18 protein-coding genes are annotated in these 24,359 nt (G+C 51.7%); 5 read left to right on the top strand and 13 right to left on the bottom strand.

Translation table 11 applies throughout. From position 1 onward, the window contains the following. Positions 1–177 precede the first annotated feature (177 nt). Positions 178–2,811 carry a phosphoenolpyruvate carboxylase gene (gene ppc / locus ABEA14_RS05730; RefSeq protein ID WP_345338923.1) on the top strand — a complete coding sequence of 878 codons (2,634 nt, stop codon included), beginning with the start codon at positions 178–180 and terminating at the stop codon, positions 2,809–2,811. Positions 2,812–2,894: 83 nt separating this feature from the next. Here the strand turns inward: ppc and ABEA14_RS05725 are convergent, their stop codons facing one another. The 3 genes from ABEA14_RS05725 to metJ all read right to left on the bottom strand — a co-directional run bounded on the left by ABEA14_RS05725 (position 2,895) and on the right by metJ (position 5,409). After that, positions 2,895–3,539, bottom strand: coding sequence for a PilZ domain-containing protein (locus tag ABEA14_RS05725; protein WP_345338922.1), 645 nt, complete (start codon positions 3,537–3,539; stop codon positions 2,895–2,897). A 408-nt stretch (positions 3,540–3,947) separates the two neighbouring features. Then, positions 3,948–4,853: a methylenetetrahydrofolate reductase gene (gene metF / locus ABEA14_RS05720; protein ID WP_345338921.1), complete on the bottom strand. Its 906-nt coding sequence runs from the start codon at positions 4,851–4,853 to the stop codon at positions 3,948–3,950. Between the two features lie 232 nt (positions 4,854–5,085). Continuing rightward, on the bottom strand, positions 5,086–5,409 hold the full coding sequence (gene metJ, locus ABEA14_RS05715) for a met regulon transcriptional regulator MetJ (protein WP_345338920.1): 324 nt from the start codon (positions 5,407–5,409) through the stop codon (positions 5,086–5,088). Positions 5,410–5,623: 214 nt separating this feature from the next. Between metJ and metB the strand changes: the two genes are divergently transcribed. After that, a complete protein-coding gene (gene metB / locus ABEA14_RS05710; protein ID WP_345338919.1) occupies positions 5,624–6,781 on the top strand; it encodes a cystathionine gamma-synthase in 1,158 nt (385 codons plus the stop codon). A gap of 37 nt (positions 6,782–6,818) precedes the next feature. Beyond that, complete coding sequence (metL, locus tag ABEA14_RS05705; RefSeq protein ID WP_345338918.1) at positions 6,819–9,278, top strand: bifunctional aspartate kinase/homoserine dehydrogenase II; 2,460 nt, start codon at positions 6,819–6,821, stop codon at positions 9,276–9,278. A 308-nt stretch (positions 9,279–9,586) separates the two neighbouring features. On the opposite strand, the gene ABEA14_RS05700 is transcribed toward metL, so the two are convergent. From ABEA14_RS05700 to ABEA14_RS05685, 4 genes are read right to left on the bottom strand one after another with little or no spacing between them, the layout of a single operon-like run. Beyond that, positions 9,587–10,144 carry a hypothetical protein gene (locus ABEA14_RS05700; protein ID WP_345338917.1) on the bottom strand — a complete coding sequence of 186 codons (558 nt, stop codon included), beginning with the start codon at positions 10,142–10,144 and terminating at the stop codon, positions 9,587–9,589. Between the two features lies 1 nt (position 10,145). Beyond that, positions 10,146–11,864 (bottom strand): OPT family oligopeptide transporter, encoded by a 1,719-nt coding sequence (locus ABEA14_RS05695; RefSeq protein WP_345338916.1) that lies wholly within the window; start codon positions 11,862–11,864, stop codon positions 10,146–10,148. Positions 11,865–11,917: 53 nt separating this feature from the next. Then, a complete protein-coding gene (locus tag ABEA14_RS05690) occupies positions 11,918–12,499 on the bottom strand; it encodes a TetR/AcrR family transcriptional regulator (RefSeq protein WP_345338914.1) in 582 nt (193 codons plus the stop codon). A 9-nt stretch (positions 12,500–12,508) separates the two neighbouring features. Further along, a complete protein-coding gene (locus tag ABEA14_RS05685) occupies positions 12,509–13,903 on the bottom strand; it encodes a coniferyl aldehyde dehydrogenase (RefSeq protein ID WP_345339409.1) in 1,395 nt (464 codons plus the stop codon). A 346-nt stretch (positions 13,904–14,249) separates the two neighbouring features. Here ABEA14_RS05685 and ABEA14_RS05680 point away from each other — a divergent pair, with 346 nt between their 5' ends. Beyond that, complete coding sequence (locus tag ABEA14_RS05680; protein ID WP_345338913.1) at positions 14,250–14,930, top strand: sulfotransferase family 2 domain-containing protein; 681 nt, start codon at positions 14,250–14,252, stop codon at positions 14,928–14,930. Here ABEA14_RS05680 and ABEA14_RS05675 read toward each other — a convergent pair. After that, on the bottom strand, positions 14,914–15,708 hold the full coding sequence (locus ABEA14_RS05675; protein ID WP_345338912.1) for a thermonuclease family protein: 795 nt from the start codon (positions 15,706–15,708) through the stop codon (positions 14,914–14,916). The genes ABEA14_RS05680 and ABEA14_RS05675 overlap by 17 nt on opposite strands. A 272-nt stretch (positions 15,709–15,980) precedes the next feature. Next, positions 15,981–16,196 carry a 50S ribosomal protein L31 gene (gene rpmE, locus ABEA14_RS05670; RefSeq protein ID WP_345338911.1) on the bottom strand — a complete coding sequence of 72 codons (216 nt, stop codon included), beginning with the start codon at positions 16,194–16,196 and terminating at the stop codon, positions 15,981–15,983. A gap of 248 nt (positions 16,197–16,444) precedes the next feature. Between rpmE and priA the strand changes: the two genes are divergently transcribed. Beyond that, positions 16,445–18,685, top strand: coding sequence for a primosomal protein N' (gene priA / locus ABEA14_RS05665; protein WP_345338910.1), 2,241 nt, complete (start codon positions 16,445–16,447; stop codon positions 18,683–18,685). Between the two features lie 60 nt (positions 18,686–18,745). Here priA and ABEA14_RS05660 read toward each other — a convergent pair whose 3' ends face one another. The 4 genes from ABEA14_RS05660 to ABEA14_RS05645 all read right to left on the bottom strand — a co-directional run bounded on the left by ABEA14_RS05660 (position 18,746) and on the right by ABEA14_RS05645 (position 24,275). After that, positions 18,746–19,966 carry an ankyrin repeat domain-containing protein gene (locus ABEA14_RS05660; RefSeq protein ID WP_345338909.1) on the bottom strand — a complete coding sequence of 407 codons (1,221 nt, stop codon included), beginning with the start codon at positions 19,964–19,966 and terminating at the stop codon, positions 18,746–18,748. Positions 19,967–20,124: 158 nt separating this feature from the next. Further along, positions 20,125–20,811, bottom strand: a complete 687-nt coding sequence (locus tag ABEA14_RS05655; RefSeq protein WP_345338908.1) for a ChrR family anti-sigma-E factor — start codon at positions 20,809–20,811, stop codon at positions 20,125–20,127. Next, entirely contained in the window at positions 20,798–21,451 is a 654-nt protein-coding gene (locus tag ABEA14_RS05650) for a sigma-70 family RNA polymerase sigma factor (protein ID WP_345338907.1), read from the bottom strand. Before ABEA14_RS05650 ends, ABEA14_RS05655 begins: the two co-directional genes overlap by 14 nt. A gap of 55 nt (positions 21,452–21,506) precedes the next feature. Next, positions 21,507–24,275, bottom strand: a complete 2,769-nt coding sequence (locus tag ABEA14_RS05645) for a DUF4397 domain-containing protein (RefSeq protein WP_345338906.1) — start codon at positions 24,273–24,275, stop codon at positions 21,507–21,509. Positions 24,276–24,359 lie beyond the last annotated feature (84 nt).

Raw genomic sequence — 24,359 nt, 5'->3', positions numbered from 1 at the left:
AACGACATTAAATGTTGCATAACTATTTCACTCTCATGATGGTTTATTAACCGATTCCACTTTAAGTTAAGTTTCCTCTATTATTTGGGGTTCTCAGATTTGTTCTGTGGCAAGGGTTTTAGTGTCGGAGCACGCTAGACTTGCCTGTTTTTCGCTTGCACAAAGGTATTACCGTTTATGGATAAATACACGGCGCTACGAAGCAACGTTAGCTTCCTAGGCACCCTATTGGGGCGCGCTATCCAGCACGACAAAGGGGACGCCTTTCTGGATAAGATTGAGTCGATACGTCAGCTGTCTAAATCAGCTCAGGCGGGCTCAGATAAAGACAGAGAAGCATTGATTGACACGCTGCACTCATTGGATGACGAAGAACTGCTGCCTGTGGCTAAGGCATTCCAGCAGTTTCTAGCGCAAACCAATATGGCTGAGCAGTTCCACTCAATCTCTAAAGAGGGTAGAGAGCAGGTAGACAAGCCCAACCCTTTCTCAGAGTTGTTTGACCGTCTGCAGGCTCAAGATATCTCTGCCGATGAGATCATTGATGCACTAAGCAACCTGAATATTGAGATGGTGCTGACTGCACACCCCACCGAAGTGACCCGTCGGACCCAGATCAACAAGTATGTGCAAGCGGCGCACTGCTTAGCTGATTTGGAAAACCCGCTGATCACAGCACAAGAAAAAGGTCTGGTTGAAAACCGCCTTGAACAGTTGGTGACACAGGTCTGGCACACCAACGAGATCCGCGACCAGCGTCCCACACCCGTAGACGAAGCTAAATGGGGCTTCGCGGTGATCGAACATTCGCTTTGGGAGGCGATCCCAAGCTTCATACGCCAACTAAACGGCGAACTCGATGCCCGCTTTGGCAAGAAACTGCCAATCAACGGCATCGCGCCTATCCGTTTTGCCAGCTGGATGGGCGGAGACCGTGACGGAAACCCGTTTGTAACCGCCAAAGTGACCCGTGAAGTTCTGCTGTTGGCACGTTGGAAGGTAGCAGACCTTTATATTCGCGACCTCGGCCCGCTAATCGGTGAGCTCTCGATGAGCCGCTGCAGTGATGAGCTGGCTGATTTCACCAATGGTGCTAAAGAGCCCTACCGTCATGCGCTGAAGCGCCTTCGCGATCACCTGCTGGCGACCCGAGACGGCATCGAAGCTATTCTCGATGGTCGCTCTATTGCCGTTTGCCCACTGATCCGCAGCGTTGACGATATTCGTGAACCACTGCAACTCTGTTATGACTCACTGCATGCTTGTGGCATGGGCGTGGTAGCGGATGGGGCACTGCTGGATACGCTGCGTCGCGTGGACTGTTTTGGTATCAACCTGCTGAAGCTGGATGTGCGTCAGGATGCTGGTCGTCATGCCGAAACTATTGGCGAAATCACCCGCTATTTAGGTCTGGGCGATTACACCAGCTGGCGTGAAGAAGATAAGCAAGCATTCTTGCTGCAGGAGCTGGCAAGTAAGCGCCCACTGTTACCCAAACAGTGGCAACCCAGCCCTGATACGCAGGAAGTACTCGATACTTGCGCCGTGGTTGCAGAACAGCACCCTGATGCGCTGGGTACTTATGTCATCTCGATGGCTGCAGACCCATCAGACGTATTGGCCGTACAACTGCTGCTGAAAGAGTGTGGTGTCAGCTTCCCAATTCGGGTAGCGCCACTGTTCGAAACGCTTGATGACCTAAACAACGGTGCCGACTGTATCAAACGCCTGCTTCAGGTTGATTGGTACCGTGGCTATATCAAGGGTCATCAGGAAGTGATGATCGGTTACTCCGACTCGGCAAAAGATGCCGGTATGATGTCAGCGGCTTGGGCACAGTATCGTGCTCAGGAAGAGCTGGTAGAAGTATGTCGTGAAGCCGATGTGGAACTGATCCTGTTCCACGGCCGTGGTGGCACCATTGGTCGCGGGGGCGGTCCTGCGCACAACGCGATCCTGTCTCAACCTCCAGGCTCACTGGATGGTGGCATGCGGGTAACCGAGCAGGGCGAAATGATCCGCTTCAAGTTTGGTCTGCCAGAAGTTGCGGTTCACTCACTGGCGCTATATGGCAGTGCAGTGCTTGAAGCCAAACTACTACCGCCGCCTGCTCCAGAGCAAAGCTGGCGCGACGTGATGGACCAGATCTCCGAAACCTCGTGTGAAGCTTACCGTGCAGTTGTTCGCGGTGAACCTCAGTTCGTTGAATACTTCCGTGCTGCCACCCCAGAAGTTGAACTGGGCAAACTGCCGCTGGGCTCGCGTCCGCCGAAGCGTAAACCCACCGGAGGTATCGAAAGTCTGCGTGCGATCCCTTGGATCTTTGCTTGGGCTCAAAACCGCTTAGTGCTGCCAGCATGGCTCGGCTCAGGCAACGGCCTACAAGCCGCGGTTGATGCCGGCTATGGTGAGACCATTGAGCAGATGTTTGAAAAATGGCCTTTCTTCCGCACCCGCCTGAATATGCTTGAAATGGTATTTATGAAGGCGCAACCAGAGATCTCTCGTTACTACGAGGAAACGTTGGTACCGAAGGAGCTGCACGGGCTGGGTGACAAACTGCGCACCCAACTGCAGGAAGGGATCGATCTGGTGTTATCACTGACCCACGACCAAACCCTGATGGCACGTGAAACCTGGCAGCAGGAATCCATTAACCTGCGTAATCCATACATGACGCCTCTGCATATGCTGCAGGCCGAGTTGTTAATGCGCTCTCGTCAGGAAACCGAGTCAGTGAACACCAATGTCGACCAGGCATTGATGGTGACTATGACGGGTATTGCCGCGGGTATGCGTAACACAGGTTAGATTGCGAACAAGGTTTGATCTAAAAGCCACCCATCAGGGTGGCTTTTTTATTGAGGCCGGAAAAGTAGGAATAATGGCTCAGGCTATGCAATTTCGGCCTGAGGTTCTCCAAACGGTGCTCCCTCCCACTCGGGATGCATCCGTTTATGTTGGTCGTAAAGAAAGCGTCCCAGCGCCTGCTCCAAGTCTGGCTCATCAAAAACCAAGTGATACGCAACGGTTTTTGGATCAATTCGGCGCACTTTTGAACCAGAAAGAGGCAAGCGAGAACCACACTCCGGTAGCTCTAACTGCAACTCCAACCTTTCCGGTGCCGGGCCGTCAGACTCAGGCAAAGTCACAGAAAAGCCACTTAACGAAATATCATGCACCTGCAGTTCCGCTTCTCTACCGCAGGGGTTTAAGAGACGAAGGGGCAACTGTGGCTGCATCCGCCATTGGCGCATGGTTGGGCCAGTTTCATAGATATGCGGCGCCTTCAATTCCATGGTTAACCGCTTGAATTCATCCTGAAAAAGCTGCAATGGAAACACCAGACGATGATTTTTGAACTGAGCAACCATCTGCAAGCTTGCGGCCGATCCCAGCTTGCCCAGCATATCACTGTGCTCCGGGTCGCCACTCAGCGTAAAACTGGGTTGAACCTGAATACCTTCAGGCAAACGACTGAACATCACTTCATTTAAGAAGCGAAGCTCCTCCGCTTCGAGTATCGATTCATCGCTCATCTACTGCATCCTTCAATAGCTCAAGCATTACTTTCTGGTTACTTTTCAACCATTAATCGTGCCAATTATGCATAGTTCACATTTTTTTAACAATAGTTGCTTAGGAATTGCTCAAACTTAACGGTTTGTCTGAGCGTTTTGGATCAGCCCAGTTTCAAAGAGGTCGACAACCAATGGCCTCCGAAGAACGACCGCCAGCGATGGCGGGAATGTCGAAAATGCAGGAGCAGTTTTTGACCGTTCATCCTTTACACAGCGTGCCCTATGGGTATCGACGCTCCTGCGCGTTAGCATGCCCCACGAAGTGTATTCGGCACCATGCGCCCGCGACATACCGTACATCCTGTACATAAAAAAAGGGCAGCCGATAGGCTGCCCAAACTTGGAAGGAAATATTGGTCTAATTCTTTATTCGGCTGCAACCGTCAAATCGGGGCGTACGCCTAGTGAGTGACAGATGGCATACGTTAAATCCGCACGGTTCAGCGTGTAGAAGTGGAAGTCTTTCACACCTTCTTTGGACAGAACCTTCACCATATCCATCGCAATTGAAGCACCCAGCAGGTTACGTGTGGTCTGGTCGTCGTCCAGACCTTCATACATGCGGTGCAGCCACTGCGGAAGATGTACATTAGTCATGCCGGCAAAACGCTTCAGCTGCTTGAAGTTAGACACGGGCAGGATCCCCGGTACAATCTCCACATCAATGCCTGCAGTCACGCAGCGGTCACGGAAACGCAGATAACTTTCGACGTCGTAGAAAAACTGAGTGATCGCACGGTTGGCACCCGCATCAACTTTACGCTTCAGGTTAATCAGGTCAGCCTGTGCACTCTTGGCCTCAGGGTGAACTTCGGGATAGGCCGCGACTGAGATATCAAAATCCGCTTCAGACTTAAGCAGTGCCACCAGATCTGCGGCATACATATCTGGGCGTTCTGTGCTGCCTTCTGGCAAATCACCTCGCAGGGCAACGATCTCACGAATACCGCTGTTCCAGTAATCACGGGCGATCTGGCGCAATTCGTCGCGACTGGCATCAATACATGTCAGGTGAGGGGCCGCTGTTAGCCCTGTATCAGACTTAATGCGCTTAACAATATCGTGGGTACGATCGCGTTCACCGCTGCAGGCACCGTAGGTCACAGAAACGAATTTGGGCTTCAGGGGGGCCAGTCGCTCAATGGAGTTCCAAAGTGTTTGCTCCATCTTCTCGCTACTCGGCGGAAAGAACTCAAACGATACGTTGATATCACCAACTTCTGCCAGGCTCTGATTTAGCAAACCTATCTGCTGTGCGTGACTTAATGCCATTTCACTTCACTCCCTGGCCTTGCCAGTACATGAGGGAGCGTGCTCCCAAAATCTTTTTAGATGTTTAGACGTCTATACGGCCTAAATTTGAGGTGAATCAGAAAAGATGTCAAGCAGTTTTTACGATCTCTATGCCTCGGCATCTGGCCCAAGGCCGCTATCTTATTGACATAATGACGAACATTAAAAAAGGGGCCAGTCAGCCCCTTTCTCATTCGTTACCGAGTAAACGTTAGTCTTCGCTGTGAAGATCCGGTACCGGTAATCCTAATTCTTCCATCTGCTTGCGCACTTCTGCAGGTAGATCATCCGGCGTATCTTTACGCAAGTCATCATCTTCAGGCAGTGGCTGTCCCGTATACGCATGCAGAAACGCCTCACACAACAATTCACTGTTGGTTGCGTGACGAAGATTATTTACCTGGCGACGGGTACGTTCGTCAGTCAGTATCTTCAAAACCTTGAGCGGAATAGAGACGGTGATCTTTTTCACCTGCTCATTCTTTTTACCATGCTCTGCATAGGGGCTAATGTATTCGCCGTTCCAATCAGCCATCTCAGCGTTGCCTGCCTTCAAAATCTGCTAATAACCCTGACGATTGTACTGAGTCAGTCGAACCAGTCAAATTTAGCAATCCAAATGTAAGGATGTTTAGACGTCCAGATGCCTTGACGTCTGAAACATCATCCCTTATCGTTGGCCAATATCTGCCACTGTCCGCACATAATTTGTGGGATAGGCGTCCCAGACCAATAGTGAGAGAAACACCATGAGCAAGAGTAAAGTCGCAACCGTATCTGTGCGCGCCGGTATTGAAACCGACCACCAGCACGGCGCAGTGGTCCCTCCCCTGTATCTTTCCAGCAACTATACCTTTGCCGGCTTTGACCAGCCTCGCCAATATGACTACACCCGTTCTGGTAACCCAACCCGTGATGCCTTAGCCGAAGCCCTGGCAGAACTGGAGCAGGGAGCCCAAGGTGTTGTCACCAGTACTGGTATGTCAGCGGTTCACCTGGCCACCATGTTGCTGCAGGCCGATGATCTCCTGGTCGTTCCTCATGATTGTTATGGCGGTAGCTATCGCCTGTTCACCAATCTAGAGAAGAAAGGCCACTTCAAACTGCTCGTGGTTGACCAAAACGACCCGGCAGCCTTTGCCGATGCCCTGGCGCAGAAGCCTAAAATGGTGTGGGTTGAAACCCCAAGCAACCCATTGCTGCGCGTGGTTGATGTGGCAGCTATCTGCGAACAGGCACATGCCATCGGTGCACTGGTCACTGTCGACAACACATTCCTATCTCCGGTACTTCAACAGCCACTAACGCTGGGTGCGGATATCGTTGTTCACTCAACAACCAAGTACATCAATGGTCACTCAGACGTGGTGGGTGGTGCGGTGGTTGCTAAAGAGAAAGCCTTGGGCGAAGAGCTGGCTTGGTGGGCAAACTGCATCGGTATTACCGGTTCACCATTCGATAGCTTCATGACCATGCGTGGCCTGCGTACACTGAAACCTCGCGTACTACAGCACCAGGCAAATGCAGCAACCATTATTGAATACCTGCAGGGCCAAGATAAAGTTGAGGCTATTTATCACCCTAGCCTGCCAAACCACCCAGGCCATGAGATTGCCAAGCAACAGCAACACGGCTTTGGTGCCATGCTCAGCTTCGAGCTTAAAGGTGGTGTGGAAGAGGTGAAGCAGTTCCTGTCTGGCCTTGAGTTATTCTCGCTGGCAGAATCGCTGGGCGGCGTCGAAAGTCTGGTCGCGCATCCTGCCACCATGACCCATGCGGCGATGGATGAAGCAGCCCGCATTGAGGCCGGCATCGGCAACAACCTTATCCGCCTGTCAGTGGGTATCGAGGATGTCGAAGATTTGATCGCTGACCTGCAAGCAGGTTTCGACGCAGTTAGTTTATAATTCGCCGTCTGGGCATGTTTTAGGATAGATAGCCGTTATGTGGCAGCACACGCAGCGCAGTGAATCCGTTTCATCACGGATCAGAGTCAACAAGTTTGGTGGCAGCAGTCTGGCCGATGCCGACTGTTACCTCCGAGTCGTCGAACTGCTCAAAGAACACACATCACCCGGTGATTTGGTGGTGGTTTCGGCAGCAGGCAAAACTACCAATGCGTTGGTGCTGTGCAGTAAAAGTACTGCGAATGACGAAATTGTCGGCCATACCCTCGAAGACTTGGCGCGCTTTCAAAGTCAGCTGATCACCCAACTGTTGGATGAAACAGCAGCCAATGCCGCCCTAAAACAACTGGATACAGATCTTGCCCAGATCCGAACCTTGCTAAAAGAGCCGGACGAAGAGAAGCGCTACAACGAAACCGTTGGCTTTGGCGAGCTCTGGTCTGCACGCCTGCTGGCAGCGGTACTGAATCGCGCAGGCGTACCTGCTGATTGGCTTGATGCCCGCGAAATCTTTGTCGCGCAACCCGGCCCGCAACCCGAAATTGATGTTGAGCAGTCGCAGCCACGACTGCAGGCGCAGCTTCAGGCGCGCACTGAGCAGCTGACCATTGTCACAGGCTTTATCAGCCAGGGCCCAGAGGGTGAAACCGTCACTTTGGGTCGTAACGGCAGTGATTACAGTGCCACCATGCTGGCAACACTTGCCGATGCGCAAACAGCCAATATCTGGACCGATGTCGCAGGTATTTTCAGTGCCGATCCGAACAAGGTTAAAGGCGCTCGTACGCAACCTATTCTGTCGCTGTCCGAAGCGGCTGAATTAGCGCGTTTGGGCTCGCCGGTACTGCACACTCGTACGTTGCAGCCGCTTTCTGGTCGCAAAATGCGTCTGGCGATCCGCTCAACCTTCGCATCAACCGGTAGCCATACTCAAATCGCACCAACGCAAGTGGGTGAGAAAGGCGCCAAGATCGTCACGTCTCTGGATAAAGTTTGCCTTATCAGCATGAACACCTCATCGCGCCAAGCGTTTGAGGAGGCAACGGCAACCATTCGTGAGTACTTGGATCGTTATCAGTTGGTGCCTCTGGCAAAACAATACCAGCCAGACCAACGTTTGATCCGCCTCTGCTTTACACCTGAGGTCGCTGAAACGGCATTTGCACGTCTTAAAGACTTTCAGTTGCAGGGCGCGTTCTGCAACCTGACTCTGAACGATAACTTTGCCCTCGTGGCCATGGTCGGTGATGGCGTGACCGAAAACGCCCGCCACTACCACTGTTTCTACCGTAACCTGCAGGATGCTCCGGTTGAGTTTATCCAGCCAGGGGAACACGGTCTGAGCCTAGTGGCTGTGTTGCGTGAAACAGATCTGAATACGCTGCTTTCCCATATGCACCACGGCATATCTAGCCCTGACAAGCGCTTGGGCGTCGCGTTATTCGGTACCGGCAATATTGGTTCTGGCTGGCTTAGCTTGTATCAAGAGCAGCAGCACTACCTGTCCAACTATCATCGTTTGGAAGTTCAGCTGTGTGCGCTCTATAACACCGACGGTGCACTAATCGACTTTAAGGGCATTGATGTCGATGACTGGCAGACGCGCTTCAGTGAACAGCATGAAGAGATGGCGTATGAACAGCTTTTAGAGCTGTTAGCCGGCCATCCTTACGATGAACTTGTGGTAATTGACGCGACTGACAGTCGTGAACTGGCTTACCAATACCCGGCACTGATGGAACATGGCATTCACCTGATCAGTGCCAACAAACACCCAGCATCAGCGCCGCTCTCGCTCTATCGCGAAATCACTCAGCAGCGCAAAGAAAAGGCTGTGGTATGGCTGAACAACGCTACCGTTGGTGCAGGTCTGCCTGTGCATTATGTCACCGGCGACTTACAGCACTCGGGTGACCAAGTCACCAGCATCAGTGGGGTATGGTCAGGCACCATGTCATGGTTACTAGACCGTTATGACGGCAAGCGCCCATTCTCAGAGTTGATTCGTGAAGCGATGGAACAAGGCCTGACAGAGCCTGACCCACGGGAAGACCTTACCGGTGAAGATGTCTGCTGCAAACTTCTGATCCTTGCCCGCCAATTGGGCATGGAAGAGTTTGAGATGGAAGATATCGAGGTCGTTTCATTGGTAGATGAAGAAGCTCTCGCTGGCTCAATTGAAGAGTTCTTTGCCAACGCGGAAACCTTTGACCGCCAGATCGCCTCTGCCTACGGTCGCGCCGAGGCCAGTGGCCGGGTGCTGCGCTATATCGCGCGTTTAGAACGTGGCGGCCAGGCTCACGTCGGCTTGGAGTTCCTCGACCCCACCGATCCCATGGCCAACTGCCATGCTGGTGAAAACATCTATGCCATTCAAAGCGAGTGGTTCCACCAGGAACCTCTGGTGATCCGAGGTCCGGCGGTAGGTCCTGAGTTGACAGCAGGCTCAGTGCAGTCAGACCTGTTTAAGCTGTGCCAGCACATTAAGAGCAGTTAACGCACATCTTGCTCAACGAGTACGGCTTAAAAAAGCCCCGGTTATCAATGGATAAGCGGGGCTTTTTTATACCTGAGACTGCGGAATTTAGCGCTGCATGACTATCTGAGCACATCTACGCACATCTCCAGCCAGGCAGCTATCAATAATGCCGGAATCAACAGCATCATAAATTCATACTCAACCATAAAGGCCTCCCACAACGATAACTCAACAGTGAATCATCATGGCTATGATCTCGCTTTGGGATGACAGAAATATGTCGATGACCATAAAGCCACCGACACTGGGGCAGAAGAGGGATTAACTCAGTTGATGGCTTCGGAGGAAGAGGCCGTTGAAAGCGCTGCAGAAAGCACCGCTCTTGCTTCACGAAACTGCTCAAGGGCTCGCATCAGATAGCTATTTGCTTCTTCCAGATAACCATCAGCTGACGCAGACCAGATCCGGTTGATATAACGCTCACCCGCCGCAAACGGCGACATCACATCGGCAAACACCTGCACACCACAACTATGACGTATGCTGTAGCGCGCCTCGGCGAACTGGTTAAGGTCTTCACGGAACAGGCGGTCAATTTCAAATCGGTACTCATGCACCGGCAACTCGTGGCGACGCTCAACCAAGGCTTCGGCCTGAGTAACAATACGCCCCAGCGCCTCGTTCAACTGCCCCAGATTTTCCTGTAGCTGGGTATGATCGTTAGCTTCCAGATGCTGGTGCCGCTTTACCAACACCAAGCCAACGATGCCCACCAGCATCGCCAATGCATAATAGCCCCAAGGCAATGTGGAAGGATCGAGCGAGGTAGTAAAGGCGGCAGTCAGCGCGCCTACCATCAGTAATACGTAGCCTAGTACTAACATATTAGAAGCCCTCCACAACGTAGCTGATCGCGAAGCCTACACCCACCAGCGCTTCACCGACAATCAAGCCGGCCGCCAACGGTATTCCTACAGATTCACTGAAACTATGCCTCATCACGCGATCAGACACTTCACGCAACACAGTACCGATGGCGTAGGTCAGCACAATATTAAAGGGCAGGTAGAAGCCCAAGCCTACGGTAATACCCAAACCGCCAGACAACGCAGAGAGCAGCGCGCCAATGCCGGCACCAGCCAGATATTTTTCGGTAGGAATATCCCCACCCAGAATACCGCTTATCATGCTCGCTAACGCCTGACCCTGAGGAGCAGGCAGCTTGTCTGAGCCAAGGCCATAGGCTTCATGAAGCACCATGATCAAGCCAATCACCAGAATAGGACCTAACCAAGCGCCCAGAAACTGCCCCATCTGCTGCATCTTTGGTGTTGCACCCACCAGATAGCCAGTTTTAAGGTCAAGCATCAGGTCTGTGGCCTGACTCATCGCCACGCATACAGCAGCGCCTAAAGTCACAGCCGCAATTACTGCCTCGGTATCTCCCAGGCCTTTGGCGATGATAATCAGAATAGTTACGGCGATCAGGGTCATCCCGGAGAGTGGCGACCAGTTAGTGCGGCCAATCGCTTCAGAGAGGATCACACCAGCGATCCAGATCCACAGGGTACCCATAACAGCCATCAACAGGCCACGGCCCAGCCCCATATGCTCAGTCGACAGAATCGACATCACTGCCAGCAAAATCGCCGCACCAACAATGGCAATGTAAAGCAGCTTAATCGGCATCTCGTCTTTGCTAATCACTGACTTACTGCGCGCAGCGTTCTGCATCGAACGGATCGCCGAAATAATCAAAGGTAGCGCCAAAGCGATACCCATCAGTGCGCCACCAATCAGCATGCCAATGCCCACAGGTCGGTACAGGTCTACCCGCAATACATTGGGTGATGTAACTGGGTTGCCGTCAGCATCAACGGGCAGCAGGTCGAAACCGCTGAGTAGTGGCGCCAACAACCAGTAACATACAAAACCGCCAATGATAAATGCGATGCCGCCGCGACCCGCAATAAAACCTACCCCCACGGTCAACAACGACAGGTACCAGACCCCATTCATATATTCGGGCAGGCCAATTAACTCACCCAGATTCCAGTTATCAAACCCAGCACTCTGGGACCAAAAATGGATAAGAGCCGATACGATGGCCGCCCCAGCAAGCAGCTTGGCTTTTTGCACACCTGCGCCAGGAGATTTGAGAATGGTAGCCACGGCAACGCCACCCGGATAGGTCAGACGCTCGTAATCAATCATCTGTTTGCGCAGGGGGATAATAAAGGCGATCCCCAGAAACGCTCCGGCAATACAGCCAAAGGTCAGCAGCAAGGGGTCAAAATCGGTATAGCCAAGAATAAACAGCGCGGGTACTGAAAACATCATGCCCGACGATGCACCATTAACGGCACTGGCGACGGTTTGGGTGACATTGTTTTCAACAATACTGTGGCGTCGCAACATGCCACGTAGAACGGCAAAACCCAGGATGGCAGCCAGTTCTGAGCCTTCAATAGAAAAACCAAGGATCAGTGCCGCATAGCCGATACTGACTGCAATAATGGCACCAAGGAAATAACCTACCAGAACGGCAGGCAACGTTAATTCCGGATACGCGCCGTGGCGTATCACGGGAGCCGGTTGAGTCACTGTGTCACCCTCTTTATATGCGCTGCTTTCCGTAAGCAAAAATGACTCATTAACTATGCATGCAGGGCATCCCAAAGCAAGCCAAACGTCTGTTCTATGTCCGTTTCTGAGGGACGGCTCTCGGCCTCAATGTAGAAAAACGCGGTTTGCAACATCAAACCATGACAAACCTCATAAAGCAGTGGCGCGGGCAGAGGTTTAAATATCGCTATCGCCTGTCCCTGCTCAATCAGCTCTGTGACAAAACCCAGCACTTGCGTCTGTGCCTGCGCGACGGTTTGTTTGTCGATGTAAGGTGAATGGTTGTACTGGGCAAAAAAGCGCGCCTCTTTATGATGGGTAATACACCATTCGAGAGCCTGGCGCCAAAGCACTGCTGCGGCTACCTTGAGTTGTTCGACGCTGCTCAAAGACGACATCGATTTCTCGGGTACCATGGCTGTCGCCATGGCCAGTTTAATGTCCAGATACAGCTGGTTTATCAATGCCTCTTTCGACTCAAAATGGTGAAACAGGGTGCCCGTGGCAACGCCAGCAGTCTTGGCTATTAAGGCCGTCGATGTGGCCTGGAAGCCGCGCTCGGTAAACAGCTCGAGCGCAGCAGCGAGTATCATTTCTCTCTTAGATAACGACATCGACACGCCCTACCGCATAAACCATTTAACCAACATGCGCTGCAACCATTTACCATATGGCGGATGAACCAGGATTGACGACGCAAAACGTCCCTGAGTCAGAATGGTTTTTGCCTTGGAGAAAGTCAGAAAACCCTCTTTGCCGTGATAATGCCCCATGCCTGATGGTCCAATACCACCGAATGGCGCATCATCGGCAGCCACATGAAATACCGTGTCATTGATACAAACCCCACCGGAATGGGTTTCTGTCGCTATGCGCTGCTGCAATTGACGGTCAAATGACATCAGATACAGCGCCAGCGGCCTCGGCCGTGCCTGCACGTACGCCAAGGCTTCATCAATTGTGCGATAAGCGATAACCGGCAGCAATGGACCAAAGATCTCCTGCTGCATCACTGTCATATCATCGTTGACGTTCAGCAACAGTTGCGGGGCCATATGACGGGCATCAGCACTGCCAATGTCACCACAAGGGAGTACTTCAGCGCCTTTCTCTTTTGCATCCTCAAGCCATCCATTAAGGCGTTCATATTGCCGTTCATTCACCACACAGCTGTAATCACGCTGAGTCGGCGCTGGATACATCTGCTTGAAACGTGCCACAAAGGCATCACAAAACGCACGCACCTTGTCTTCTGGGCAGAGAACGTAATCCGGAGAAACACATATCTGACCGGCATTCAGCGTCTTACCGTAGATCATACGCTCAACCGCTTTTTCTATTGGCATATCTGGCGCAATAATCGCGGGAGACTTGCCCCCTAGTTCCAGAGTCACCGGGGTCAGGTTGTCAGCCGCTGCTCGCATTACATGGCGGCCAACCGTGGTAGAGCCGGTAAACAGTAAGTGATCAAATGGCAGTTTCGAGAACACCTGGGCAACATCCGCTTCCCCCTCAATCACCGCGACTTCCTCTTCCACAAATACCTTGGCCAGCAGTGATTTGAGCACGGCATTGGTGTTGGGAGTGAATTCTGACATCTTCAGCATGGCACGATTACCTGCGGCAATGGCCGTTGCCAAAGGCGGCAACGACAAGGTCAGAGGGAAGTTCCACGGCACGATAACTCCGATCACGCCCAGTGGCTGATGTATCACTTTGACGCTGGCGGGTGCCAGCAGTAACCCTGCATGCCGACGCGAAGGTTTCATCCACTTCTTCAGGTGACGGATCTGATAACCAATGCTTTGCACTGAGGGCAACAGATCGCCAAACATGGAATCTTCTTGCGAACGATAACCGTAATCTTGGCTCATCGCCTCTGCGAGCTGCTGTTGATGTTGCAATAACTCATGTTTAAGTGCTTTCAGCTTGGCGATTCGAGTGGCAGCGTTGGGGTAGGGACTGGCGTCAAAAGCGTTACGCTGGCGCCCAAGCAGCTGTTTTAATGATTCTTCCATCGCTGGCCTGTCATTGCTTTCCTGAACTGACGTAATTGAGGTCACTTTGTTTTCGGTCGACGAGACAGCTGACTCACTCTGATAACCCATAACTATCTCCCGGGAGATGAATGTCTGTAGTTTTCAGTCAGTATCTGGCATTAAATCAAGAAAAAAACCGACTGATTAGTCGGTCTAATGTTAGTCAAAACTTTCCTACACCTCAACGTTGAACAGACATGTTGTTACAACCAAAAAGGTATATGCCCCAAATCAATTGATCTAAATCAATTTGATGTAAAAGATGGGGGGGGTCATCAGATTGTTCTAATTTTAATCAGATAGCTGTTGTTACAGGGACTGTCTGATGATCATTTCTCACAAACATAAGTTCATTTTCCTGAAAACAAACAAGACTGCAGGAACCAGTATTGAACTTGCTCTACGCCAGCATTGTGGTGGTGAAGACATCATTACCCGAGTTACACCTACCGATGAATCCAAGAGCCGTGAGCTAGGTGGCAGAAGTGCTCAGCATTGCCTCGTGCCTCTGAGTCATTACAGCCAGGGAGATTGGATCAATTTGCTGAAAGGCAAACCCAGGCGATTTTACAACCACATTCGGGCAGCAGAGGTTCGAGAGCTCATTGGTGAAGATATTTGGCAGAGTTACTACAAGTTCTGTTTTGAACGTAACCCCTGGGACAAAGTCATCTCTCTTTATTTTTGGCGTTGCCGCCAGGAGCCACGCCCGAGCCTGGACGAATTTATAGAAAATGAGGCCGCAGCTGCGATTAACCTGCGCAGTTGGCAGGTGTACACCATCAATGATGAGATTGCTGTCGATAAGGTCTATCAGTTCGAGCAGATGGACGAGGCAATGGCAGACCTGTCAGAGCGCTTTGGCTTGCCCGAGCTCAGTTTACCCAATGCCAAGGGCTCGTTCCGCAAAACAAAAAACTACCGCGAGATGTTTTCCGAGCCGTTAAAAAAGAGAGTTGGAGAATTGTTTTCAAAACAGGTTTCCCTGTTTAACTATCAGTTCTGACAGGAATTGTTTTTTCAATGAATGCCAACTGCCAGGGATGTTCCAGGGTCATGCGTAGTTTGTCATAAGCCTGGTACACCTTGCCTGTTATTCGCACTGTTTCCATCAGCTGTGCCCGTAACGCCAAATCTTCGAATAACGGTAGATGTTCTTTCGCGATACCGACATAGATGCGGTTATCTAATACTAGCCAGAGCGTTTTCGCCGACTCTTCCACTTTGGTGATCTTGCCAACCACATCGACTTGACGGCGCTGCTCTGGTAATACGCTGACTGCACTCCGCGGCTGATTTACGGGCAGCCCCCATAAACCGACCCGCTGCGCACGTGCTTCACGCTCGTGCAACTGATAACAGCGCCAACCAAAATAGTTGGGAGGGATCCAGTAGGGACGTGCTAAGCCAGCTTTAATCAACACCTCAGAGACATTGATATTGCTTTGATTGACCACCACCGCCAAGGTCCGACCATATTTATCTTTCTCCCGCAGATCCAAACGCATCTTTACTGGCGTACCCGCAGGTAACAATTGGGTCAGAAGCTCCTTCGCAGGCACCGCCAACGGCTGTGACTTCTCAGGTTGAAGATGATCCACTTCAGGGGCATCAATACCTACCAGGCGGATTCGTCGACCATCCTGCAGGGTAAAGGTGTCACCGTCATTGATGGTTTTGACAAAACCACTGTCGTTGTACTCCACCGGAATACAGGGCACGGCCAATACAAGAGGGGAAAATAACAGCAGAGAGGCAACGCAGGTGAACAAAAACTTCAACACTATCAATCTCTCTATCTGATGGAATGGGGATTAGGGGCTGTTGACCTTTCGTGTATGGATTTTGTTCGAATGAAACACGTTTTGAGCAAGGAATGAGCTACGTAACTTAGCGATCTAAGTAAGTAGTGAATAACGCAGCGCAGAACGTGTTTCAACGAACCCTTCGGGCAGCAAAAACAGACAGTAAAGGTCAACAGCCCCTAGTATGCACCGGATAAAACAAAGGCGCCATAAAGGCGCCTTTGCGAAATTCTGTCGTTCGACAGCAACAATTACTTCTTGGTGCTGAGAGAACCAAAACGCTTCTTGAAGCGGTCAACACGGCCACCAGAAGCAGCTTCTTTCTGCTTACCAGTGTAGAACGGGTGACACTCAGAGCATACGTCCAAGTGCAGGTCTTTACCTACAGTAGAACGGATCTTCATTACGTTGCCGCAAGAACAAGTCGCAGTTACTTCTGCGTAATCAGGATGGATACCATCTTTCATGGGATTACCTCAATAGGCCGCGTCGCTATCTGGTCACCTTGTTGTGCCAGACACCACACGTATTTCACGTTAAATTAGGGTCGCGAATGATACAGGAGCCCCCTCAGATCGATCAAGCGCTATTGGTAAAATAATGAACAATTTTAACTAAACATGTCTGATCAGCGTGCAGGATGTCGATAGGTCGCTTGTTATTCTTAATTGCTCTGGGTATTTTCGCCTAATTAAATCCATTGCAAGCAGGTCTGATGTCGACCACTCCCACCAGCCAGTTTATCCGTGTCGCCCTGCCTGTGCCGATGCGGCGCCTGTTTGATTATCGGTTGCCAGAAGGCGCCGACATCGCTCAGTGGCCAGTGGGTAGCAGGATCAAAGTCCCTTTTGGTAAATCAACGCGCATTGGGATCCTGGTTGAACACAGCACAGAATCAGAGTGGGACGCCAATCAGGTAAAAACGGTTATCGACAAACTGGATCCGGAGCCATTGCTCAGCCCTGAGGTATGGCAGCTATCCAAGTGGAGTGCCGGCTACTACCAACACCCGGTGGGAGATGCTCTGTTCAGTACCCTGCCAGCCAAGATCAGAGATGGCTCGCCTGCCGCAGTGCCAGGTCAACGCTTTTGGAAGTTGACTGCTGATGGTGAGCGTATAACAGCCGAAGACCTAAAACGCGCCAAATCTCAACAACAGATCTTCGGCCTGCTAAAAGTGAGCCAGCCACTGACTGATGAGCAACTTAATGACCATGAGATCAGTCGCAGCGCATTAACTGCCATGGTCAGAAAAGGGCTGGCGGTTTCGTTTGAGCAGGCCAGCGGCGATAAAAACTGGGCTAAAACCCTTGAAATCAGTTCAGATGCACCTTGCTTAAACGCCGAGCAAGCCACTGCTGTGGCGGCGATACGACAAACCAGCGACCAGTTTCAGCCTTTCCTACTGGAAGGGATCACCGGCAGCGGCAAGACTGAAGTGTACCTGCAGGCGATGGCGCCGATACTTGAAGCAGGCAAGCAGGTATTGGTATTGGTGCCTGAAATTGGCCTGACGCCACAAACCCTGCAACGCTTCAGCCAGCGATTCAACTGCCCAGTGGCCGTGATGCATTCCGGCTTAAATGATACCGAACGTCTTGATGCCTGGTTGCAGGCCAAAGAGGGACGTGCAGGAATTATCATTGGTACCCGCTCAGCCATCTTCTGCCCCTGCCACAACCTGGGTATGATCATTGTCGATGAAGAACATGATCTTAGCCTCAAGCAGCAGGAAGGATATCGTTACCATGCTCGCGATCTGGCCGTTGCTCGGGCACAACGAGAAAAACTACCACTGATTTTAGGCTCTGCCACCCCCGCGTTGGAAACCCTGCAGAACGCCTTGAGCGGTCGTTATCACCACCTCCAATTAAAGGTGCGGGCCGGTGGCGCAGAAACGGTAAAACACCAGCTAATTGACATTAAAGGCCGGCCACTGGATCAAGGCTTTAGCCCAGAGCTGCTAGGGTCTATAAGGCAACACCTGGACGCCGACGGCCAGGTTCTGATCTTCCTCAATCGCCGCGGCTATGCAGCCGCTCTGATCTGCCATGAATGTGGTCATTTAGAAGATTGCCAACGTTGTGATGCCTACTACACGTTGCATCAAAAGCAGGGCTACCTGCAATGCCACCACTGCGGCAGCCAGCGACCCATACCCCATCAATGTTCGGAGTGCGGTTCTACCCGCCTCGTTGGCAAGGGGCTGGGTACCGAACAACTAGAGCAAGCGCTGCAACGCCACTTCCCAGACCATCCCTGCGTTCGCATCGACCGCGACAGCACCCGACGTAAGGGATCGCTGGATAATTACTTGAGGCAGATCCGTCGCGGTGAAGCCAAGCTATTGCTCGGTACCCAAATGTTAGCCAAAGGCCACCATTTCCCCGAAGTCACTTTAGTCGTGATTATGGACGTGGACGGCGCCCTGTTCAGTGCAGATTTCCGCGCACCGGAACGGCTGGGGCAATTAATTACTCAGGTGGCAGGAAGGGCCGGACGAGCAGGTAAACCGGGCACTCTGGTATTGCAGACTCACCACCCGGAACACCTTTTATTGCAGGATCTGCTCAATAATGGCTACGGCCATTTCGCGCGCACAGCATTATCTGAGCGAAAAGAAGCGCTGCTTCCACCCTTTTCTCACCTGGCCCTGTTTCGTGCCGAAGCACATCAATCTAATGAAGCAGAACAATTGCTGGCGACCATAGTTCAAGCCCTTCAGCAAACCATTCCGGCACCTGCAACTAGCAGCGATATGGTTAATATTTTGGGGCCGATGCCGGCACCAATGGAGCGAAAAGCGGGTCGATACCGGTGGCAGTTATTACTGGAAGCCAGTACCCGAAAGCAGCTACATCAATGGATTTACCCGTTGCTCAGTCAAATAGAAAGCTGGCCGCAAAGCCGCAAGGTGCGCTGGTCGCTGGATATAGATCCGCAGGATCTCAGTTAAAAAGAAGCAGGATCTCAGCTGATAGGACGCTGGGCCTCAGTTAATAGCGAGAAATTCAGGCTAAAAAGCTGTGGCACTAGCACTGGTTTGAACGGCGGTTTTGGTCTCGCCAATCCAGGATTGATACTCCGCGCTCATTCGCTCATGAGCTGTTAATCGAGCACCACTTCTAATCAGCAGCTCGGTCACATCAGACCTGACACCATGATGAAATGCCTGTGCCAGTACACTGTCACCAGCCCGATTAGTACTATTCAGGCTGGCACCATTTTCAATCAATACTGCAAGCGCCTGCGCCGTGGGGTCGTACTCCAGCATATGCATGAGTGGCGTCGCGCCATAGGCATCACGATGATTAACATTGCTCTGCCGCGCGAGAGTCCCCAATAGTGCCAGGTTACGACTGCCGATAGCATGGAACAACGCAGTTTGCCCCTGATTGTCGGTTTGAGAGGGTGAAGCACCATGTCGCAATAGGTTGCCGACCAGATAGACGTCATCAGCCTCTGCCGCATACATCAGCACGGTAAAACCAAACTCATCTTTGATATCAACCGATACGCCCTGCAAACGCAATCGATTCAGTTCCCGGTCAGATAGCCTTCCCTCATGGTAAGCATGGAGAATGGCATGTTCACCGAAGTAATAATCGGCCTGCATCACAAACACCGCTAGCCCACCTAACCAGCACAACAATGAAACCAATACAAAAGAGGTCGTTTTCATTCCGCGAATAATGGGGTTTTGAACCTGCCAGATGCGCAGCCCCAAAGATTGTGACAAATTGAGCCGGAGAGTAATCAGCGCCATAACAACGACAAGCGCGACCACCATCAGGGTGGGCCAGAACAGGGGGACGATAACCTGATAGCCAGCCACTACCGCAAAACATATCGCCAACACAGGGTTAATAGCAGCATGCCACCAAGCTCTTGGCGCTTTGATATCCACCAGTACACCATATAGGTAAGACTTAAGCAGAGTTAACAGCTGTGATTTTTGCTGCTCTGAAAACGATTCTAATCGACACTGACGCAGTTGATGACCTGTTGAGTGGGTCAACTCCAAGCCATGATCACCGTCGCGCTCTTTGATCGATTCAATCTGGCGATAGCGTACCATGACAGCATGCTCACCCAGCCAGCGAAGCGCCGCTGAAGAGCTATCAATTTCAGATGGATTAGGTTCAGATGGGGTTGGGCCAAACACCATTTCGGTGTCAAAAAAGAAATAGGTAAGACAGCCGCTTTTATCTGAAAATTGGAGTTGTTTACACGCCATCCCTACGCCTCGACCTCGGTGTTTCCTTACCCAGCTTGATGAAGAGCGGCGATGATAGCATAAAAAATAGCCAGCGCTAAAAATCGCTGGCTATTCTGACGTTTAATCACCAATATCGGGTCTTCACAGACCGCCAGGCCCGGTTCCGATAAACCTTTCTACTGCATAAAACGTGCGATTGGATTCAGTAGTCGGCTCAAACCTGATGTGAAATGCAGCGGTGCTTCTACCACAGCGAAACACAGACAATCCTCACCCATTTCAGTTCGAGGTGAGTGCTTGTGAGAGCCATCACAACGGATAAAGTCACCCGCATTGTATTTACCTTCCTCATCACTGAACGAACCGTCCAAGACCAACGTCCACTCAACGCCGCCGTGAGTGTGCTCAGGTATCTGGCCATCACCTTCAATATAGATAAAGCTTGCCTTTGCTTCGTCATCGAGCGGCAGAGAGGCCCTCGCCAACTTACCTAAGTGCAGCCATTTTCCTTTGACATCGGTGAAGCGCTGCAGTGCTCGCGGCAGTATGAACTGTCTGTCACCGAGTGCGATGGAGGTCGACACCGGTTTAGTTTCAACCATACGTTCAGCAGGCTCGGCGACAATCGCATCGAACATTTGCGAGAACTCGTCCGGCAACGCGCTTTCCTGCGTCTGCAATGCTGGCTCTTCTTTGAGCGACCATGCCTGTGCTAATTCTGCTTCAATTACGTCCAGAGCTCGCTGACAATGAGGACACATATCAACATGTGCTGAAACTGCCAGTGAGAGTGCCGGGCTTGTGGTGCCGTTTGCAAACTGCTGGAGCAGTTCGGTCGTCGGATGATGTTTAATTAAGCTCATTTTGCATGCACTCCCGTAACTTCTGTACTGCTAACCGAAGCCTGGATTTAACCGTACCGAGTGGTATTTCCAACTCTTCAGCTACTTGTTGCTGAGGTTTATCTTCTAAATACACTTTACGAACCACTTCCATTTGGGTTTCGCTAAGCACGTCGTAAAACTTGTCCAACTGTCGCTGCATCAATAGATGTTCCGGCAACAGGCGATCATCATCAGGTTCCCTATCAGAGAGTACTGGCCACAGGTCTTCGGCACACACCTCTTCGCCTCGACTCCCCTTTTTACGCATCATGTCGTAACTGAGATTACGTGCGATGGTAAAAATCCAAGTGCTTGGAGCACCTTTTTCGGGGCTGTAGAGATGTGCTTTCTGCCAAACGTTTAGCAATGTCTCCTGTACCATCTCCATCGCCTGCGCTTCCTGACCAAACTGCTTCATACCAAACGCTTTCAGACGGGGTGCGAAGTATGCGAACAGTTGAGCGTAACTTCGCTTGCACCGATCGGTAGAGACTTTGACGAGCACACTGCGCCAGTCGACCTGATTTACTGCCTTCTCTTTCACAGCTTGTTTATCCGACTTAACAACAACTTGCTTGTCAGTATAACGGCTGCTGGTGGTTGAACTAAGGGAACCCATGGTTACTCCTTCAAATGGGTGAGGAGGATCACCTCCTCACCCCTTCAGGTACGGCCTACATTGGTGCAGCTGCGATGCCATCGACATCAATTACGCTGAATCCACCCATACCATCATCAATAGCTACCACGGTATATACGCCACCTAAGTCAGCTTGGATCATTATTGGGCCAATCGCTGCTGTCAGGGTGTCAGCCACTGCTACGAAGACATAACCACTGGTTGCTGCCGTTACACTCAGGCTCGCGGTTTCGTTGTAGTCAAGGTCTTCAACCAACATGGCGTCACCACTGTCTAGCGTTGCATCGGCACTCAGGTAGATATCTACCAAAGGAGCACCGGTTGCTGCATGTGCGAATCGGATCATCGCTTCGGTAGCAATACTGCGTGGCATATCAACCAGTGGCCACAGTGCCAGTGGCTTGGTGTCTGAGCCATCACCGATAGCTAACACGCTGTAGCTGTAACTTGCCATCAGGTCGACATCTGCAGTGATCACAGGTGAACTGTTGTCCACCGCGTCACTGGCAGTCACATCAAGCGTTGTCATACCCGCGTCGAGGCCGACATAACCACCCGTGGTGGCCATAAAGGCGAAGTCATCGATAGCCAATCCATCGTTTACATACACGTCAACCAATGGCGCGGCAGCAACGGTGTGAATGACCTGCACGTCTGAACCTGTCGCCGTGTCGTAAACGATAGCTGCATCATTACCGTTTTCATCAGCAACACCGTCCATCACCGCCAGTGCCACCAGCTTGTCACCTGCACCTGTGTTTTCGACAGCAGAGATAAACAGGTCACTACCACCTGCCAGGCTCAAGGTGCCTGAGTTATAAACCACCGTGCTGTCGCCAGCTGGCGTGATACGCACCTGGTAATCGCCCGCAGGCACAACTACTGGAGACATGGTGTATTCGTTGAAAGCCAAAGTGGTAAGAGGATCTGCAGCAGACAGGTCAGCATCTGGGGCTGTCACATAGATGTCTACCTGAGGCGCATTTGGCGCGCCGTGTTGAATCATTACTCGCACTTTATCACCAGCCAGTGCACGGGTTTCAGTAGCGACGATGTTAGGACCGAACGCTGTAGTAGAATCCATCCCTAGTTCAGCGGCATAACCAGTAGCCGAAATGTTGTAGGTGTAACCCGCCATCAGGTTCAGCTCTGTTTCTGGTAGCACTGTCGCCAGCACTTCACCGTCAGGGTCTAGCGCATCGATCTGTACAGTATGTGTACCAGCAGGTAACTCAATCAGACCAGAAGCAACCTTATAATCAACGCCAGGTAGAGCAACTTCACCATCCACCAGTACATTTACGTCAGGCGCGTCAGGGGAAGCGTGTAATACGCGAACCAGCGGGTCACCAGGTGCGATCATCAGAGCGTCGAGACCAATCAGACCGACATCGATGCCTTCGATAGCCACACCGGTTTCATTCATTGGATCAGTCACTGCCGCTGCGGTGTAAACCATGCCACCTTCCAGGTTCAACATCAGTGGACCTAGTGCGATTGTGTCCATATCACCAGCAGGTGTAACCATCAGGTAATACATGCCGGGTGCAACCGACAACGTGCCAGAGTCGCCTAGATAAGGTACGCCAGCAAGCACTGTGTCTTCGGCGTCTATCATATCGTCTGCACTGAGATAGATATCCACGTCACCAGCTTCGGGGCTAATGTGCAGCACGCGCAGCTTAGATTCAGTCGCGACAGCGCGATCGTCTATCACGACGGGCCAAAGCGATGGGCCTACGTCACCTGCGCCTTGTGGGATAGCAAATACGTTGTAGCGCATGCCGCCTTCGAGCATCACGTCTGCAGCAGAGATTGCGACATCCATGGTTCCGGTCAGCGCGACATCAAAGTCATAACTGCCAGCGGCCAATGACAGGTACCCTTCCATTGGGGTGGTATAAGGGAACATAAGGTTATAAAGCGGACTGCCCATCTCTGGCGCGGTGCCGTTCACCCAAACGTCTACGCCGCCAACGCTGTTGATGGCATGGGTGATACGTACTTCGGCTTCGAGGTTGGCATCGCCAATAACACCGGCGTCATTGCCATCTTCGCCAGTCGCGCCGTCCATCACCAGCAGATTCACAGGCGCGGTACCTGCACCCGTGTTACTGGTTGCAGTGATAAACAGGTCGCCACCCGCAGAGAGGTCCAGCGTGCCTGAATCAAATGCGACAACACTGGCATCGTCTGGATCAGTCAGGCGAACGCGGTAGCTGCCAGCTGCAACAAGTACTGGATCCATGGTGAAATCACCGTAATCCAGCTCTGTCAGTTCAGTACTGTCAGACAGCTCATCATCAGGGCCGGTCACGTGAACACCGACAAGACCTACGTCCGGTGCACCATGGAGCACCTGCAGGCGCAACATAGATTCATCGTACTCAGCATCACGGGGCACGATGACAGGGGTAAAGGTGGTGCTATCCAGTGCGGTTGGCTGCAACAATCCGGCGGCGTAGCCTACAGCTACGACGTTGTACTGCATATCAGAGTCAACGGCCACATCGCCTTCGAATACATCTATATTGCCGCCAGGAACTATGGCTTCTACACGGATATTGTATGTGCCTTCAGGTAAGTTGAGGAAGCCAGACGCCTCCTGATAGGCAACATCGCTCAATACCTCATTGCCATCAACGTACACATTAACATTTGGTGCATCCGGAGATGCGTGGACTACACGGACGAAGGCTTCGCCCATTGGTTCGACGACGTCTTCATCGTCATCATCATCGCTACAGCCTGCCATCAGTGCTGAAGCGACGAGTAGGGATAGTACAGATTTGGTAAGTTTCATCTTATTTTCTCCATCCTCACGCCGAGGTGAAGATGATTACGGGGAGCGTTCAAAATAAGATCAAAAAAAGTTCAATTTGCGAGC

This window comes from Corallincola platygyrae (assembly GCF_039544265.1).
GTDB classification, from domain to species: domain Bacteria; phylum Pseudomonadota; class Gammaproteobacteria; order Enterobacterales; family Neiellaceae; genus Corallincola; species Corallincola platygyrae.
This window is presented reverse-complemented; position numbering and strand designations above follow the sequence as displayed.

Excerpts from the sequence above, each read along its gene's own strand:
- ppc (WP_345338923.1), top strand. The coding sequence starts at position 178 with ATGGATAAATACACGGCGCTACGAAGCAACGTTAGCTTCCTAGGCACC.
- ABEA14_RS05725 (WP_345338922.1), bottom strand. The coding sequence starts at position 3,539 with ATGAGCGATGAATCGATACTCGAAGCGGAGGAGCTTCGCTTCTTAAAT.
- metF (WP_345338921.1), bottom strand. The coding sequence starts at position 4,853 with ATGGCATTAAGTCACGCACAGCAGATAGGTTTGCTAAATCAGAGCCTG.
- metJ (WP_345338920.1), bottom strand. The coding sequence starts at position 5,409 with ATGGCTGATTGGAACGGCGAATACATTAGCCCCTATGCAGAGCATGGT.
- metB (WP_345338919.1), top strand. The coding sequence starts at position 5,624 with ATGAGCAAGAGTAAAGTCGCAACCGTATCTGTGCGCGCCGGTATTGAA.
- metL (WP_345338918.1), top strand. The coding sequence starts at position 6,819 with ATGTGGCAGCACACGCAGCGCAGTGAATCCGTTTCATCACGGATCAGA.
- ABEA14_RS05700 (WP_345338917.1), bottom strand. The coding sequence starts at position 10,144 with ATGTTAGTACTAGGCTACGTATTACTGATGGTAGGCGCGCTGACTGCC.
- ABEA14_RS05690 (WP_345338914.1), bottom strand. The coding sequence starts at position 12,499 with ATGTCGTTATCTAAGAGAGAAATGATACTCGCTGCTGCGCTCGAGCTG.
- ABEA14_RS05685 (WP_345339409.1), bottom strand. The coding sequence starts at position 13,903 with ATGGAAGAATCATTAAAACAGCTGCTTGGGCGCCAGCGTAACGCTTTT.
- ABEA14_RS05680 (WP_345338913.1), top strand. The coding sequence starts at position 14,250 with ATGATCATTTCTCACAAACATAAGTTCATTTTCCTGAAAACAAACAAG.
- rpmE (WP_345338911.1), bottom strand. The coding sequence starts at position 16,196 with ATGAAAGATGGTATCCATCCTGATTACGCAGAAGTAACTGCGACTTGT.
- priA (WP_345338910.1), top strand. The coding sequence starts at position 16,445 with ATGTCGACCACTCCCACCAGCCAGTTTATCCGTGTCGCCCTGCCTGTG.
- ABEA14_RS05660 (WP_345338909.1), bottom strand. The coding sequence starts at position 19,966 with ATGGCGTGTAAACAACTCCAATTTTCAGATAAAAGCGGCTGTCTTACC.
- ABEA14_RS05655 (WP_345338908.1), bottom strand. The coding sequence starts at position 20,811 with ATGAGCTTAATTAAACATCATCCGACGACCGAACTGCTCCAGCAGTTT.
- ABEA14_RS05650 (WP_345338907.1), bottom strand. The coding sequence starts at position 21,451 with ATGGGTTCCCTTAGTTCAACCACCAGCAGCCGTTATACTGACAAGCAA.
- ABEA14_RS05645 (WP_345338906.1), bottom strand. The coding sequence starts at position 24,275 with ATGAAACTTACCAAATCTGTACTATCCCTACTCGTCGCTTCAGCACTG.